General features: G+C 62.5%; 16 protein-coding genes. 2 read left to right on the top strand and 14 right to left on the bottom strand.

The window, feature by feature from the left end:
* Positions 1-169: 169 nt before the first annotated feature.
* Positions 170-1,351, bottom strand: coding sequence for a M20 aminoacylase family protein (locus ASD02_RS35190; RefSeq protein ID WP_057220113.1), 1,182 nt, complete (start codon positions 1,349-1,351; stop codon positions 170-172).
* Positions 1,352-1,544: 193 nt separating this feature from the next.
* On the opposite strand from ASD02_RS35190, the gene ASD02_RS35185 reads away from it, so the two are divergent.
* Positions 1,545-2,225, top strand: coding sequence for a phosphoribosyltransferase (locus ASD02_RS35185; protein ID WP_057211279.1), 681 nt, complete (start codon positions 1,545-1,547; stop codon positions 2,223-2,225).
* 26 nt (positions 2,226-2,251) lie between these two features.
* Here the strand turns inward: ASD02_RS35185 and ASD02_RS35180 are convergent, their stop codons facing one another.
* The 11 genes from ASD02_RS35180 to ASD02_RS35135 form a co-directional block, all read right to left on the bottom strand.
* Positions 2,252-2,677, bottom strand: coding sequence for a DUF411 domain-containing protein (locus ASD02_RS35180; RefSeq protein ID WP_225906303.1), 426 nt, complete (start codon positions 2,675-2,677; stop codon positions 2,252-2,254).
* Between the two features lie 120 nt (positions 2,678-2,797).
* Complete coding sequence (locus ASD02_RS35175) at positions 2,798-3,070, bottom strand: copper-binding protein (RefSeq protein WP_057211277.1); 273 nt, start codon at positions 3,068-3,070, stop codon at positions 2,798-2,800.
* 26 nt (positions 3,071-3,096) lie between these two features.
* Positions 3,097-3,582, bottom strand: a complete 486-nt coding sequence (locus ASD02_RS35170) for a plastocyanin/azurin family copper-binding protein (RefSeq protein ID WP_057218308.1) — start codon at positions 3,580-3,582, stop codon at positions 3,097-3,099.
* A gap of 38 nt (positions 3,583-3,620) precedes the next feature.
* Positions 3,621-4,970 carry a copper oxidase gene (locus ASD02_RS35165; protein WP_057218306.1) on the bottom strand — a complete coding sequence of 450 codons (1,350 nt, stop codon included), beginning with the start codon at positions 4,968-4,970 and terminating at the stop codon, positions 3,621-3,623.
* 14 nt (positions 4,971-4,984) lie between these two features.
* Complete coding sequence (locus ASD02_RS35160; RefSeq protein ID WP_057220112.1) at positions 4,985-6,436, bottom strand: TolC family protein; 1,452 nt, start codon at positions 6,434-6,436, stop codon at positions 4,985-4,987.
* Positions 6,433-6,663, bottom strand: coding sequence for a hypothetical protein (locus ASD02_RS38875; RefSeq protein WP_063963374.1), 231 nt, complete (start codon positions 6,661-6,663; stop codon positions 6,433-6,435). The genes ASD02_RS35160 and ASD02_RS38875 overlap by 4 nt, the downstream gene beginning before the upstream one ends.
* Positions 6,664-6,755: 92 nt before the next feature.
* A complete protein-coding gene (locus ASD02_RS35155; RefSeq protein ID WP_113567519.1) occupies positions 6,756-7,184 on the bottom strand; it encodes a hypothetical protein in 429 nt (142 codons plus the stop codon).
* A 90-nt stretch (positions 7,185-7,274) separates the two neighbouring features.
* Entirely contained in the window at positions 7,275-7,745 is a 471-nt protein-coding gene (cueR, locus tag ASD02_RS35150) for a Cu(I)-responsive transcriptional regulator (RefSeq protein WP_025428581.1), read from the bottom strand.
* Between the two features lie 108 nt (positions 7,746-7,853).
* A complete protein-coding gene (locus ASD02_RS35145) occupies positions 7,854-10,376 on the bottom strand; it encodes a heavy metal translocating P-type ATPase (RefSeq protein ID WP_082555713.1) in 2,523 nt (840 codons plus the stop codon).
* Positions 10,377-10,487: 111 nt separating this feature from the next.
* The gene (locus ASD02_RS35140; RefSeq protein WP_057211269.1) at positions 10,488-11,003 is read right to left on the bottom strand and encodes a DUF4396 domain-containing protein; all 516 of its coding nucleotides are present in this window, start codon (positions 11,001-11,003) and stop codon (positions 10,488-10,490) included.
* 150 nt (positions 11,004-11,153) lie between these two features.
* Positions 11,154-11,351, bottom strand: coding sequence for a heavy-metal-associated domain-containing protein (locus tag ASD02_RS35135; protein ID WP_057218150.1), 198 nt, complete (start codon positions 11,349-11,351; stop codon positions 11,154-11,156).
* Between the two features lie 433 nt (positions 11,352-11,784).
* On the opposite strand from ASD02_RS35135, the gene ASD02_RS35130 reads away from it, so the two are divergent.
* Entirely contained in the window at positions 11,785-13,077 is a 1,293-nt protein-coding gene (locus ASD02_RS35130; protein WP_025428585.1) for an NCS2 family permease, read from the top strand.
* A 131-nt stretch (positions 13,078-13,208) separates the two neighbouring features.
* Here the strand turns inward: ASD02_RS35130 and ASD02_RS35125 are convergent, their stop codons facing one another.
* Together ASD02_RS35125 and ASD02_RS35120 are read right to left on the bottom strand one after the other, a co-directional pair.
* Positions 13,209-13,529 (bottom strand): 2Fe-2S iron-sulfur cluster-binding protein, encoded by a 321-nt coding sequence (locus ASD02_RS35125; RefSeq protein ID WP_025428586.1) that lies wholly within the window; start codon positions 13,527-13,529, stop codon positions 13,209-13,211.
* Between the two features lie 68 nt (positions 13,530-13,597).
* Entirely contained in the window at positions 13,598-14,851 is a 1,254-nt protein-coding gene (locus tag ASD02_RS35120) for a cytochrome P450 (RefSeq protein ID WP_057211383.1), read from the bottom strand.
* Positions 14,852-14,882: the final 31 nt, after the last annotated feature.

Genomic DNA, 14,882 nt, shown 5'->3' with positions numbered 1-14,882 from the left:
GAATGAGGCAGAACTGAGCGAGCCTTTCGTCAACCAGGCATTCTCAAGCTTTGTCATCATGCTCAGGCGTCGATTGACGCCCCGCTGATCCCTTCGGCAACCACCGGCCTCTACCGAAGGGGCGCGACGTTTCGGAGCAGCGGACATTCTGAGCGACGGCGTTACATGTTCAGAGGCCGGCCGAAGCACTCAGTTCCTGTTCCACCAATGTCGTCCAGAAGGTGGTGCCCGGACCAATCGCGTCGTCGTTGAAGTCATAGGCCGTGTTGTGGTGCAGTGCGCCGTCGACGGCGGGTCCGTTGCCGAGCCAGACGTAGCAGCCGGGAGCTTCGAGACCAAAGAAGGCGAAGTCGTCGCCGGCGGTCGATGGCGGAAACTGCGTGCGGGTCTTTTCGCCGAAGACGGCACGGGCTGCCGAAAGGGCGCGTTCGCTGGCGCCGGCGTCATTGACCACGGGCGGAATGCGACGCTCGAACGCGTAGTCGACCTTGATGCCATACATCTCGGCCGTACCGCGCGCCAGCCGGCCGATCTCTTCCTCGAGCTGATCGCGAACATGAGGCGTGTAGGCGCGCGCCGTGCCGCCGATCTCGACCGTATCGGGAATGACGTTGAGCGCCTTCGGGTCGCCGGCGCGAACGGAGCAGGCGCTGACGACGGCCGGCTGTAGCGGATCGACGACGCGGCCGACGATCGATTGCAGTGAGGCGAGGAACGTGCCGGCTGCCGTCACCGGGTCGCGGCCGAGATGCGGCTTGGCGCCGTGGGTGCCGACGCCGCGGAAAGTCAACCGCCAGCTGTCGGACGAGGCGAGCTGCGGTCCGGCGACGACGGCCATCTCGTCGGGGTGAAGGCCGGGCATGTTGTGCAGGCCGTAAACCGTGTCGCAGGGGAAGAGCCGGAAGAGGCCATCCTCGACCATGCGCTTGGCACCGCCACGACCTTCTTCGGCCGGCTGGAAGATGAAATGCACCGTGCCGGAAAAATTGCGCGTCCTGGCGAGATGGCGGGCGGCGCCAAGCAGCATGGCGGTGTGGCCGTCATGGCCGCAGGCATGCATCTTGCCGGCTTCCTTCGATTTGTATGGCCGCTCGGCAAGTTCCGGCATGGCAAGCGCATCCATATCGGCGCGAAGGCCGATGGAGCGGGTGCCGTTGCCGATCTGCAGCGTGCCGACGACACCGGTTTTTCCAAGGCCCCGGTGGATTTTAAGCCCGGCTTCTTCAAGCAGTTTCGCGACCAGATCGCTTGTGCGAACCTCCTCGAAGCCAAGCTCCGGATGGGCGTGGAGATCACGACGGAATTCGGTGAGGAAGGGCAGATCGTTGGTGATCCCATCTGGCACGCGCATTGTCTGGCAGTTCCTTGCATGTCTGTCGGAGAAGGGCCGTCGAATTCCCCAGATTTGCGTCTGCCGGGGCGCCCTTTCGGTTTGATCGAAGTGGTAAACGGTATAGACGAAAACCGCCGGAACCAGAACAGTGCGCCGGCGTTTTCATTGCCTTTCGTTCGAAGCCTTGGTGGCGCAGAAGAGGACAGTACCGATGCAGCCGCATGAATTCTGGCAGGATGTGTTCCCGCCGAAAAGTTTCGATACTGGAAGCGGTTATCGGGATTTCTTCCCGGCAACTCTCGAAGACGGTCGCCAGATCCTGTTGCCGATCCGGCAGCTCTCCGATGGCAAACACGCGCTGGCCTCGCTGATCATCAACCAGGCGAGTTTTGCGGTCGAAGAAGCGCTGGCAACGGAACTGGCCACCAGGCTCGCGCCGTTAAAACCGGATGTCATCGCCGGTCTGCCGACGCTGGGGCTGACCCTGGCGGCTGCCGTCGCCCGCAAGCTCGGCCATGCCCGTTACGTGCCGCTCGGAACGTCGCGCAAATTCTGGTATGTCGACGATCTCTCCGTGCCGCTGTCGTCGATCACCACCCCCGACCAGAAGAAGCGGCTCTACGTCGATCCGCGCATGCTGCCGCTGCTTGAGGGCAAGCGCGTTGTGCTCGTCGACGACGTCATATCAAGCGGCACGTCGATCGTTGCCGGCTTGACGCTGATGGAGACTTGCGGCGTCGAGCCGATCGCAATCGGTGCAGCCATGCTGCAGACCGAGCGTTGGCGACAGCCTCTGGCCGATCTTGCGCCGCGTTGGCCGGAGTGCGTGGTCGGTGTGTTCCGCACGCCGTTGCTGGCCCGAGGGGAAGACGGCGCCTGGCGCGCCGCCTGAGCCTTATCGCCGATAAAGTGCCCGCGCTATTGCGCCGGCCGGACCTCGTAATAGACGGTCGCAGCAGTGCCGGCGGTCTTGGCGATGGTGTAGACGTCGTAGGACGCCTGCGGATCGTTGCCCATGCCAAGCGAACCTGCGGGCATGCCGGGCACGGCAATGCCAGCAATGTCCGGCTTTTCGGACACAAGCTTCTGTACTGCCTCAAGCGGCACATGCCCTTCTACGACATAACCGTCGATGACGGCGGTGTGGCACCCCTCCATGTCGGCCGGCACGCCGAGCCGGGACTTGATCGGCGTCATGTCGGCTTCGTCGCGGATATCGACCTTGAAGCCTGCTGCCTCCATGGCTTCCGCCCATTGTTCGCAGCAGCCGCATTGCGGATCCTTGTAGATCGTCATCGGGCCTGCTGCGATCGCCACACCGGCCGTGAGCATCGTCATGCCCATGATCGCACCGGCGATGAAATGTCTGCGGTTGAGGTCCATCATCGGACGCTCCTTTCGTTTCAGTTCGGCCTCGTCGTCCAAGGCCCGGAATTGTCGTTATACCGGGCCTTGGACATTGGATTACTTGATCTCGGTCACAGTGAGCTTGCCATCGACCCGGTCGGCGACGAATTCGATCGCAGTGCCTTCCTTGAGCTTGGCCAGTATCGCATCATCCTTGACCCGGAACACCATGGTCATCGCAGGCATGTCGAGGTTCTTGAGATCTTCATGGGCGATGGTCACCTTCTTGGCCGAGGCGTCGAGCTTCTTGACCGTCCCCTTGGTGAATTCCGCAGCCTGCGCGGAAGCGGCGATGGCGAGAGCGGCAAACAATGTGAGGAGCGTTTTCATAGTGTCATCCTTTCAGTGGGTTACAGTTATTTCTTCACGACTTCGAGCGGCCCATGCATGCCGGCGTCGTAGTGGCCGGGGACCAGGCAGGCGAACTGGAACGTGCCGTTGTTGGTGAAGGTCCAGACGATCTCGCCGGATTTGCCGGGCTCGAGCCGGATGGCGTTCGGATCAGCGTGTTCCATGTCCGGAAACTTCTCCATCGCGGCCTTGTGCTCCTGAATCTGCGCCTTGTCGTCGAGCACGAACTCATGTTCGAGTTCGCCGACATTCTTGATGGCGAAGCGCACGGTCTGCCCCTGGCGGACCTTGATGCTTGCCGGCGTGAAGATCATCTTGCCGTCGTCGGTTTCCTTCATCGTCACGCGTACGGTCTGGGTCGCCTTCTTGGCGTCGCCCGGTTTGCCGACCGACATGACATCATGACCGCCGGCGTGAGAGCCGCTGGCCAGCATCGGCGAGGCGAGCGAGGAAGCGGCGAGGAACGCCAGCGCGAAAAGTGTCGTCTTCATCTTTGTTTCCTTGGTTGTTTTGGAAGAGGTCATTGCGGTCAGCCCTTTTTTGCGGGAGGCGGCGTAATCACTGTCTTGGCATCGGTTGCCCGGTTGGTTTCCGGCAACGCGCCGGTCCATTCCCAGGCCTGCGTTCCCGGCGGGTTTTCGTACCAGCCGGGGTCGCTGTAATCGCCGGCGGAGATGCCTTCGCGCACCTTCACCACCGAGAACATGCCGCCCATCTCCAACGCGCCGTGCGGGCCCCAGCCCGTCATCATCGGGATGGTGTTGTCGGGAAGCGGCATTTCCATTTCGCCCATGTCGGCCATCCCGGCCGTGCCCATGGGCATGTAGTCGGGCTTGATCTTGCGGATCTTGGCCGCGACCTGGGTCTTGTCGGCGCCGATGAAGGTCGGGATGTCGTGGCCCATCGCATTCATCGTGTGGTGCGATTTGTGGCAATGGATCGCCCAATCGCCTTCGTACTTGGCGTCGAACTCGTAGGCGCGCATGGCGCCGACGGGGATGTCGATCGAGACCTCCGGCCACCGAGCTTCCGGGCGAACCCAGCCGCCATCGGTGCAGGTCACTTCGAAATCGTAGCCGTGCATGTGGATCGGATGGTTGGTCATCGTCAGGTTGCCGACGCGCACCCGCACCCGGTCGTTCTTGGCAACAACCAACGGATCGATGTCCGGGAAGATGCGGCTGTTCCAGCACCACATGTTGAAGTCCGTCATCTCCATGATGCGCGGAACATAGGTGCCGGGGTCGATGTCATAGGCGTTGAGTAGGAAGACGAAGTCGCGGTCGACCCGCATGAAGGCCGGATCCTTCGGGTGAATGACGAAGAAGCCCATCATGCCCATGGCCATCTGCACCATCTCGTCGGCATGCGGGTGGTACATGAAGGTTCCGGACTTCACGAGATCGAACTCGTAGACGAACGTCTTGCCCGCAGGGATATGCGGCTGAGACAGTCCACCGACGCCATCCATCCCCGAAGGCAGGATCATGCCGTGCCAATGGATCGTCGTGTGCTCCGGCAGCTTGTTGGTGACGAAGATGCGCACCCGGTCGCCTTCGACCGCCTCGATCGTCGGCCCGGGAGACTGGCCGTTATAGCCCCAGAGATAGGCGGTCATGCCGTCGGCCATCTCGCGTTCCACCGGTTCGGCGACGAGATGGAATTCCTTGACGCCGTTGTTCATCCGGTGCGGCAGCGTCCAGCCGTTGAGCGTAACGACCGGGTTGTAGTCCGGCCCGCTCGTCGGCACGAGCGGCTTCTGGGTGGCGGCGTTGTCCATGCCTGCCGCCTCCGGCAGGCCGGATGTCGAGGTTTGCGCCCAGGCGGTGGTAGAAACGAGTGCCGCGCCGGCACCGAGGATTTGTCGTCTGTTGAACATGGTCATCGTTCCTTTCAATCCGCATCCGCTGCGGCAGGAGCGGCGGTTTCGACCGCAGTGCCTTCTTCCCCGCCGCCATGGATGGCCGTCATCAGATCGGCGTCCGCCAGCCAGAAATCGCGTTTGGCGTTGATGGAGAGGATCACCGAGTCCACCTTGGCGCGCGTGTCGGCGAGAATTTCGAAGGTGCTGGTGATCATGCCGTTGTAGCTGAGGGTGGCCTCTTCCTCGATCTTGCTGCGCAAGGGCACGACGTTGTTGCGATAATGTCTGGCGATATCGTAGCGCGATCGATAGGCCTGATAGGCCGAGCGAGCTTCCGAGCGGACGTTGACGGCCTTCTCGGCAAGCAGGTTGGCAGCGCGCATATGCGCCAGTTCCGCCTTGCGCAAGCGCGCCTGGCCGGTGTCGAAGATCGGGATGGAGAACTCCAACTCACCCTGGCCGGTGGTCTCGACCTTGGTGTCCCCGTCTTCGCGTTCGCGCTCGGCTTCTGCCCCTGCGACGAGCGTGAGTTCGCTGACGAAGCGTGTCGCGTCGGTCAACCGATAGGACTTTGCCACGGCCTCAAGCTCGAGGCGGGCCATCTGCAGGTCGACACGGCGCTTGAGCGCTTCGCCCTCGATGCTGTTCCGGTGGGCGAGGGTCTTCGGCAGGTCGGGCAGTCGGTTCGGGACCTGGTAGTCGGCGTCCGCTCCCCAGAGACCCATTTTCCGGGTGAGGCTTTCCTTGGCAAGTCGTGCCGCAAGCCGGGCTTGCGCCACCTGGCCGGCGAGTTCGGCATTGAAGACGTGCTCGCGTGCCTGGTCACCCTTGCCCATAGAACCGGTTTCGCCCAGCTTGGCGGCGAGTTCGGAGGATGCGTCGGCTGCGGCCTGCGCCCGGTTGAGCTGCCCGACCGTTTCCCAGGCCGAAACCGTCTCGACCCATGCGCGCCGGGTTTCTGCCGCAAGCGCAAGCGTTCGAAGGGCCGCCGCAAGTTGCGCCTGGCGAAAGCGGGTGTCGGCAACGGCGATGGTCTTCTCCCGCGTCATGAGCGCCAGGATATTGGTGGTGATCAGCCCCTCAATGGCGCGATAGGCTTGAAGCTCCGGCGCCCCGATCCCGGTGGTACCGATCGAAACAGTCGGGTTGAGGAGCATCGTTGCCTGCCAGGCATCCGCCGACGCATCGCCCAGATCCGCATAGGCGGCCTGCAGGCCCCTGTTGTTGAGAAGCGCGATCTGCACGGCGGTGTCGGCATCGACCGATTTGCGTGCCAGCAGGGCTTTCACCTGTGCTTCAGCCTTTGCGGCCTGCTCGCGGTTCTGGATCCAGACGCTTCTCTTCGCAGTGCCTGCGCTGACCTTGGCCTCGACCGCGGTAAAGCCGGCGTCCTTTGCCGAATATTCCGCGTTTGTGGTGCAGCCGGCAAGCGCCAGCGGCAAGCCGATGATCGCGGCGAGCTTGAACCTTTGCCTGCTCATGATGCGCCTCCCTTGGCGGGAGACTGGGCGTCGTTGAGCGGCACCCAGCGTTTTGGACCGACAGGCTCACGGTGGACATAGCCGGCAACAGGGCTTCGGTAAGCCTGACCGCCGGCGCCAGTGGAACTTTGCGAGGGATCGGCGAGGCTTGTGACCTCGGCAGGCATCGTGGTGGCGCATCCGCCCAAAAGGATGGGCAGGAGCGCCATGGGAAACAGACGTTTCATGGTTCAACCTGAAATGTGAATGATGGATATCGGCGTCCGACCGGCAAAGCCGGGCAGGCCAAGACCGCGCGTGCGGTCAGCTGTTCACGAAATCAGGCTCTTGGAGGGCGATGCAGACCAGCGGGCTCGCCTGGGCTGAGTTGCGACTGCAGGCCGAAGCTTAAAGCGGAGCGTGGAAGACCGAAGCGGGCTTCACCGGCGTCGGCAAGAACGGCAACGGACGCACAGAAGGTCTTGCAGCAATCCTTCTTGTCGGCCTTGCTGCTATCGCCAATGGGTTTTGCCTTGCCGCTTTCGGCACTTGGGCAATGCTCGTTCAGCGCTGAGGCACTGATATCGACCGAGGCATCTGTCTGCATCGCCGCGTGCTTTTGCATCGCCGCGTGCATCTGCATGGCTGTGTGTGATGCGACATGGGTCATGCCGGCGGCGCTGGAAAAGGGCAGCACAGCCAGCGACAGCATCGTCACCAGCTTGAGCATCGTCAGCAGACGCTGATATGCAGTTCGTACCTTTTCCATCATCAATCCGTAGAAACGCTGTCGATTCCTGTCAATGCTACCGGCGGGACCGAGGCTCACGAATGCGTGAGCCTCGGTCAGTTTCGGTCGTCAGGCCTGTCTGCGGTTGCGGACCGGGTCGATGCCGGCCGGGCCGAAGCGCGCGGGCTCGAGGGCCTTGCCCGGTTCGTTGGCCATGTCGGCGAGATCGTCGAGGATCGGGCAATCCGGTCGTCCGTCGCCGTGGCAGTTGGCGGCCAGATGCTTGAGCGTCCGGCTCATAGCCTTCAACTCCTCCGCCTTGCGCTCGAGGATATCGACGTGTTCGAGCGCGATCTTCTTCACCTCACTGCTGGCGCGCGAACGGTCACGCCAGAGCGTCAGCAGGTCGGTCATCTGCTCGACGGTGAAACCGAGATCGCGGGAGCGGCGGATGAAGCGCAGGGTGTGGACGTCGTTGTCGCCGTAGTTGCGATAGCCGGCCTCGCTGCGATCGGCCGGAGGAATGAGGCCGATCGTTTCGTAATAGCGGATCATCTTCGTCGAGACGCCGGAGGCGCGTGCGACTTCGCCGATGTTCATGGCTTCACCTTTCAAGAGGCGCGCAGAGCGCGGGCATTCATGTCGAATATAGGAACTCTCCCCGGCGGACGCCATGCGGGCGTGTCCCGCCGGGGAGAGGCTTTGATGTTATCGCGCCGCTGGCGTTTGCGCGACGACGCCGCGAAAACCCCTCAGCCGAAGCGCGTTTCCGAGCACGAAGACGCTGGAAAGCGCCATGGCACCGGCGGCGAAGATCGGCGACAGCAACAGGCCATAGGGCGGATAAAGCGCGCCCGCTGCAACCGGGATCAGGACCGCGTTATAGGCAAAGGCCCAGAACAGGTTTTCTTTGATGTTGCGGATCGTTGCCTTCGAGAGCGCGATCGCGTTGGGCACGCCCAGGAGATCGCCGGACATCAGCACAACATCGGCGCTTTCGATCGCGACATCGGTGCCGGTACCGATCGCAAGTCCGACATCGGCTTCGGCAAGAGCAGGCGCATCGTTGATACCGTCGCCGACGAAGGCGACGGCGCGACCGTCTGCCTTCAGGCGCTTCAGAGCAGCAATCTTGCCGTCGGGCAGCACCTCGGCGATCACTTCGTCGATCCCGAGCTTGGCGGCGATCGCTTCGGCCGTCCGGCGGTTGTCGCCGGTAATCATCGCCACCTTGAGACCGAGATCGTGCAACATGCGGATCGCCTGCGGCGTCGTTTCCTTGATCGGGTCGGCAACGGCGATGATGGCGGCAAGCTTGCCGTCGATTGCTGCATAGAGCGGGCTCTTGCCTTCCGACCCGAGGCGGGCTGCCTGGTCGGCAAACACCGAGACGTCGAGCTTCAGCCGGGTCATCAGCCGATCGGCGCCGACATGGATGCTCCGCCCATTCACCGTGGCGCTCGCGCCGAATCCGGGAACAGCCTCGAAGTTCGCGGCGGTCGGAATGGCGATGCCTTCGGACTTCGCCGCTTCGACGATTGCCTCGGCGATCGGGTGTTCCGACCGGGTTTCGACGGCGGCGACGAGTGCAAGCACCTCGCTGCGCTCAACACCGGCAGACGTGTCGAGATCGGTCAGTTCCGGGCGACCCTTGGTGAGCGTGCCCGTCTTATCGACGGCAATGATCTCGGCATTGCGCAGTGTCTGCAACGCCTCTCCCTTGCGGAACAGCACACCCATCTCGGCGGCACGACCGGTGCCGACCATGATCGAGGTCGGGGTCGCTAGGCCCATCGCGCAGGGGCAGGCGATGATCAGCACCGCGACGGCGTTGACGAGCGCGAAGGTCAGCGCGGGATCCGGGCCGAAGACGAGCCAGATCGCGAAAGTAAGGACTGCCATGGCGATGACGGCCGGAACGAACCAGGCCGTCACCTTGTCGACCAGCGACTGGATCGGCAGCTTGGCGCCCTGGGCCTGTTCGACCATGCGAATGATCTGGGCAAGCACAGTGTCGGCACCGACCTTGGTGGCGCGGAAGGTGAAGGAGCCTGTTTTGTTGATGGTGCCGCCGACGACGTCGGCGCCGGCGATCTTCTCGACGGGAACCGGCTCGCCGGTGATCATCGATTCGTCGACGTAGGAATTGCCATCGACAACGGTACCGTCGACTGGCACGCGGTCGCCGGGGCGCACCAGCACGGTGTCGCCGGCATGCACGTCGGCGAGCGGAATCTCGATCGTTTCCCCATCGCGAACGACGCGCGCCGTCTTTGCCTGCAGGCCCATCAGGTGCTTGATCGCTTCCGAGGTGCGGCCCTTGGCGCGGGCTTCAAGCACCCGACCGAGCAGGATCAGCGTCACGATGACGGCCGCGGCTTCATAATAGACGTTGGCCGTGCCCTCGGGCAAAAGCCCAGATGCGAAGGTGGCAACGACCGAATAGCCCCAGGCGGCGGCCGTGCCGATGGCGACGAGCGAATTCATGTCGGGCGCGAGACGCAACAGGGCCGGTATGCCCTTCTGGTAGAAGCGCAAGCCCGGGCCGAAGAGCACGAGCGTCGTCAACACGAACTGCAGATACCAGCTCTCCTGCATGCCGATATTGATCATGACGAAGTCGTGCACGGCCGGGATGAAGTGCGAGCCCATTTCCAGGACGAAGATCGGCAGCGTCAAGGCTGCGGCAACCAGCAACGCGCGGCTGAGACGCCGGCTTTCGCGCTCGCGCTTTTCGGCCTCCTCATCGGTGTTCGCATCGCCGGTGATGCGCTTGGCGTCATAACCGGCGGCGCGCACGGCCTCTTCGAGACTGGCGACTGTTGCAATGCCCTTGGTGAGGCGCACCGAGGCGCGCTCGGTCGCCAGGTTGACGCTGGCGTCAGCGACGCCGGGCACCGCTTTCAATGCCTTTTCGATACGGGCGACACAGGAGGCGCAGGTCATACCTTCGATTGCCAGCTCGATCGATTCCTCAGCGGCGCCATAGCCGCTGTTTTCGATTGCCTTGACGATGTCGGCGGTCTTGGTCGATCCATCGAACCTGACATCGGCCCGTTCCGTTGCAAGGTTGACAGAGGCGGATGTCACCCCTGGGACTGCTCGGATGGCCTTCTCGACGCGCGCGACGCACGAGGCACAGGTCATTCCCTCGACCGGTATGCTGGCCGTCAGGGCGTTGCCGGCGATTGCTACGGCGCTCTTCGTTTCGATGGTGGTCACGGATCCCATGATCGTGCTCCTTTTCCTTTTCTTTTATCGGAAGATGGGGCTTCCAACGATGGGAAGGTCAAGGGCGGTTTGAAACATTTCTTCATGCAGCAAGGCATCGCATTCAAATGCTCAGTGCTGGTGATGCGAATGCACGACGGCGTGACCCTTGCCACGTGCAATCAGCCAGCGATTGACGGGAAACGCGGCGGCCCCGGCAACAAGGAGCGCGACCGCAAGGCTCGCCCAGAAGAGGAGAGACGTTACGCCTGCATCCATCGCTCCGGGGATGAACAGCATCAGGGCGTTGTCGACGATTTCCATGATGACGATGGACGCCGTGTCGGCGGCAAGCGCCAGCTTCAGGACCACCGCGAACGGCATGCCTGCCTTCAGCAGCGGAAACATGGTCAGGCCGTAGCCGAAGACAAAGGCAAGGAAGACGGCGAGTGCAATGGTCTGGACATTGCCCCAACCAAGCGCCGAGCCGATGACCATGCCGAGCACCTCGCCGATGGCGCATCCTGTCAGGCAATGCACCGTGGCAGAGAGCGCGAGACAGTTGAGTGACATGCTTTCGGGTTTCGAGGGACTGGCGGTCACGCTGCGGTGATCATGTCGGTGCCCGTCGTGTTCGTCGTGTTGCATGCTCGGTCTCCGTGAAGATGCGGAGCCGGCAAGCTAGAGCTTCCCACCGTTGTAGGGTCAAGGCGTGCGGCGGCGTCAAACGACAAACGCCCCGGCTTTGGGAGCCGAGGCGCGCCAACCGGTGACTGGAGGCACCGTTGCGATCTTGATTTAGAGCTGGCGGCCCTCATAGCCTGCCGTCTTCAGCGCGTCGGCAATCGGGCCGGATGCGGCGGCGGTGTCGACGCTGATTTCGCGCGCGCCGAGATCGACCTTGACGGTTGCCTGCGGATCAACGCTCAGGATCGCCTTTTGCACGACGCCGGCGCAATGTCCGCAGGTCATGTTGTCGATCTTGTAATTCTGCATCGCTTGTCTCCTTCTTTTCGATGTGAGACAAACATGAGGTTTCCCACCGTTGGAAGGTCAAGAGGCCATTCCACTATATTTATTCGGCGTGCTTCGGCCGCCGAACCCGGTGGCGAAAGTGCCAGGAATCGGCCTGCCAATCGGCCGCAACTGCTCCGAAAAATTTGAAAGTCTTTCCTTGTCGAACCCTGGAATAGACGGCTAGCAGTCGGCCGCCGGACGACGCACAATCCGAAGGCTGTGCACAAGGGCATTCGCGTCGTCTCAAGGGGGCGGACGATCGCCCGCCCGGCACGGACCGGAAATGGTCCGTGATGCGATCGCACCGGATAATTCGGGGATGATCGAAATGCACTGGTCGGGTACTGGAGGAGACTGTGGCCCGATCTCTGTCGTTCGGCTGCGTCGTCGCGACGCCGCCAAGGGAGGAAATATGTTTGAACGACTATTCAAGTTAAACGAGCATGGGACGTCCGTGCGCACTGAGGTGATCGCCGGCGTCACGACATTCCTGACGATGTCCTACATCATCTTCGTCAACCCCGACATTCTGTCGTCCACGGGCATGGATAGGGATGCCGTCTTCGTCGCGACCTGTATTGCCGCGGCGCTCGGCTCGGCCGTCATGGCGCTCGTCGCCAACTGGCCGATCGGCATGGCGCCAGGCATGGGCCTCAACGCCTTCTTTGCGTTTACCGTCGTCGCAGCCCTCGGCTTTACCTGGCAGCAGGCGCTGGGTGCCGTGTTCATCTCGGGCATGATCTTCCTGATCCTGACGGTAACAGGGGTCAGAAGCTGGTTGATCGCCGGTATCCCGCATTCGCTCAGAAGCGCGATTGCGACCGGTATCGGTCTTTTCCTCGGCATCATCGCGCTGAAGAATGCCGGCATCGTCGTCGACAATCCGGCGACGCTGGTCGGTCTCGGCGACCTGAAGCAGACCGGACCGCTGCTGGCGATCCTTGGCTTCTTCGTCATTGCAGTGCTCGATTCGCTCAAGGTCCGCGGCTCGATCCTGATCGGCATCCTCGTCGTCACCATTCTGTCGATGCTACTGGGGGTGAGTGAGTTCAAGGGCATTGTTTCCGCGCCGCCGAGCATCGCGCCCACCTTCATGCAGCTCGATATCATGGGCGCGCTCCATGGCGGCTTGCTCCACGTGATCCTCGTCTTCGTGCTCGTCGAAGTCTTCGATGCCACGGGTACGCTGATCGGTGTGGCCAAGCGCGCCAAGCTGGTGGAAGAAGGAAAGCCAAGCCGCCTCGGCCGGGCGCTTCTGGCCGACAGCACCGCCATCGTTGCCGGCTCGCTGATCGGCACCAGCAGCACCACCGCCTATGTCGAAAGCGCCTCCGGCGTCCAGGCAGGCGGTCGCACGGGCCTGACGGCGCTGACCGTCAGCGTGCTCTTCCTTGCCGCCCTGTTCTTCTCGCCGCTGGCAGCGGCCGTTCCGTCCTATGCGACGGCACCGGCTCTGCTCTATGTTGCCGGCCTGATGATGCGCGAACTGACGGAAGTTGACTGGGACGACCTGACGGAAGCGGCGCCTGCCGCACTCACGGCACTGGCCATGCCCTTCACCTACTCGATCGCCAACGGCCTTGCCTTCGGCTTCGTGAGCTATGTCGTGCTCAAAGTGTTCACCGGCAAGTGGAGCGTCATCCATCCGGCAACGCAGCTGGTCGCAGCGCTCTTCATCGTGCGCTTCGCCTTCTTCGCCGAATAGGAAAAAGGCCGGGGCAGACAACGCCCCGGCCTCACATAACTTCCCCCGCGAAGCTGGCCGGACTGCAGGCGTTTCCTGCGGCTCCGGTCTTTTTGCGTTTGGCGGTGGTTGGTGGCGCGAGCGCTCCTCGATCAGTATTGCCCGGCCGGCAGATGCACCACGAGGCCGTCAAGCGCGTCGGAAACAGTGATCTGACAGCTGAGCCGGCTTCTTTCGTCCGGATTGACGACGCAATCCAGCATATCCTGCTCCTGATAGTCGGGCGATGGCAGCCGGCCGGCCCATGTCCCGTCGATATAGCAGTGGCAAGTGCCGCAAGCGCAGGAACCGCCGCATTCGGCGGCGATGGCATCTATGCCGTTCTGCACGGCTGCCGACATCACCGACTGGCCGATTTCGGCCTCAACCTCGGTCGATTTCCCCTCGGCATCCACAAAGACAATCCTGGGCATTGCATGGTCTCCACTCAAATCTGAAATCGTTCGAATTGCTTCGCGCTGGAGGGCGCATCTGTTGGCGTTCAGGCCGGCTTGATGGCGATCTGCAGCCGCTTGGGGCCGCGCACCGAAAGGCCTCGCTTGTATTCGGGCTCTTCGTCGACAAGCTCGATCGTCGGGAAGCGCCGCAACAAGGTGCTGAAGATGATGTCCATGTCGAGCCGGGCGAGATGGTTGCCGAGACAGAAATGCACGCCACCGCCAAAGGCCAGATGCCTGTTGGGGGTGCGACCGATGTCGAACGCATTGGCGTTTTCGAACTGCTTGGGATCGCGGTTGGCAGCGCCATAAAGCACTCCGAACTTCGTGCCGCGCGCGAAAGTCCGCCCGCCGATTTCCACGTCCTCGATGCAGTGGCGATGGAAGAACGGCAGCGGTGACTCGTAGCGGAACATCTCCTGCACGGCCGTCTGGATCAATGCAGGGTCCTTTCGCAGCCGCGCCATCTGTTCGGGAAACCGCAGCAGCGCATGCATGCCGCTTCCAAGCACGTCGATGGTCGATCCATGGCCGGCCATCAGGATCAGCATGCAGGTCGAGATGAACTCGTCTGAATTCATCGCGCCGGCACGTTCGGCCTCGATCAGGACCGAGATGAGGTCGTCCTTGGGGTTTCGCTCGCGCTCGTGTTTCAGAACCGTCAGGTATTCGTAGAATTCGGTGGTGTTGGTCTCGGCGATGCGCTTGCGTTCATCCGACCGGTCGACGTCGAAAAACTGGACGATGTTCTCCGACCAGATGCGCAACTGGGGACAGTCTTCGTCCGGAACGCCGAGCAGTCGGCCGATGATGTGACCGGGCACGTGGGCGGCGAGATCATCGACGAAATCGATCTGGCCGCGATCGGCGAGGCTGTCGATCAGCCTGTCGACATAGGCCTGGATCTGATCGCGTAGCTTGGCAATCATCGCCGGCGTGAACAGTTTGAAGACCTGTCTGCGCAGCCGGTCGTGTACGGCGCCATCGCTGTCGAGCAGGCTAAACTGCACAAAGCGGGAGTGGTGCGGCATGTCGTGCCAGTTGCCGGCGCGCTGGATCCTGGCGATTTCCTCTGATGTCGCGATGTCCTCGAGCGAGCGAACCATACGCTTGTCCATGACGATTGCCGAGACATCCTCGAAGCGCGAGGCCAGCCAGATGTCGAAGTCCTCGTAATAGTGCAGACCGTCCTTGTCGCGCAGCGCCTTGTAGGTCGGATAGGGATCGCGCGCGAAATCGGGGGACAAGGGAGTAAACGCGACCTCCACCTGGCTCTCCGTCGATAAGGTCTCTGCCATTTGCCGCACTCCCTGCAAAAACTGCATGATA

Origin of the sequence: Ensifer sp. Root1252 (assembly GCF_001425885.1) — a bacterium.
Lineage (GTDB): Bacteria > Pseudomonadota > Alphaproteobacteria > Rhizobiales > Rhizobiaceae > Ensifer > Ensifer canadensis.
This window is presented reverse-complemented; position numbering and strand designations above follow the sequence as displayed.

Coding starts and splice junctions, on each gene's coding strand:
- ASD02_RS35160 (WP_057220112.1), bottom strand. CDS start 6,436: ATGAGCAGGCAAAGGTTCAAGCTCGCCGCGATCATCGGCTTGCCGCTG.
- ASD02_RS35170 (WP_057218308.1), bottom strand. CDS start 3,582: ATGAAGACGACACTTTTCGCGCTGGCGTTCCTCGCCGCTTCCTCGCTC.
- ASD02_RS35155 (WP_113567519.1), bottom strand. CDS start 7,184: ATGGAAAAGGTACGAACTGCATATCAGCGTCTGCTGACGATGCTCAAG.
- ASD02_RS35135 (WP_057218150.1), bottom strand. CDS start 11,351: ATGCAGAATTACAAGATCGACAACATGACCTGCGGACATTGCGCCGGC.
- ASD02_RS35165 (WP_057218306.1), bottom strand. CDS start 4,970: ATGTTCAACAGACGACAAATCCTCGGTGCCGGCGCGGCACTCGTTTCT.
- ASD02_RS35185 (WP_057211279.1), top strand. CDS start 1,545: ATGCAGCCGCATGAATTCTGGCAGGATGTGTTCCCGCCGAAAAGTTTC.
- ASD02_RS38875 (WP_063963374.1), bottom strand. CDS start 6,663: ATGAAACGTCTGTTTCCCATGGCGCTCCTGCCCATCCTTTTGGGCGGA.
- ASD02_RS35180 (WP_225906303.1), bottom strand. CDS start 2,677: ATGGGCATGACGATGCTCACGGCCGGTGTGGCGATCGCAGCAGGCCCG.
- ASD02_RS35175 (WP_057211277.1), bottom strand. CDS start 3,070: ATGAAAACGCTCCTCACATTGTTTGCCGCTCTCGCCATCGCCGCTTCC.
- ASD02_RS35130 (WP_025428585.1), top strand. CDS start 11,785: ATGTTTGAACGACTATTCAAGTTAAACGAGCATGGGACGTCCGTGCGC.
- ASD02_RS35125 (WP_025428586.1), bottom strand. CDS start 13,529: ATGCCCAGGATTGTCTTTGTGGATGCCGAGGGGAAATCGACCGAGGTT.
- ASD02_RS35145 (WP_082555713.1), bottom strand. CDS start 10,376: ATGGGATCCGTGACCACCATCGAAACGAAGAGCGCCGTAGCAATCGCC.
- cueR (WP_025428581.1), bottom strand. CDS start 7,745: ATGAACATCGGCGAAGTCGCACGCGCCTCCGGCGTCTCGACGAAGATG.
- ASD02_RS35190 (WP_057220113.1), bottom strand. CDS start 1,351: ATGCGCGTGCCAGATGGGATCACCAACGATCTGCCCTTCCTCACCGAA.
- ASD02_RS35140 (WP_057211269.1), bottom strand. CDS start 11,003: ATGCAACACGACGAACACGACGGGCACCGACATGATCACCGCAGCGTG.
- ASD02_RS35120 (WP_057211383.1), bottom strand. CDS start 14,851: ATGGCAGAGACCTTATCGACGGAGAGCCAGGTGGAGGTCGCGTTTACT.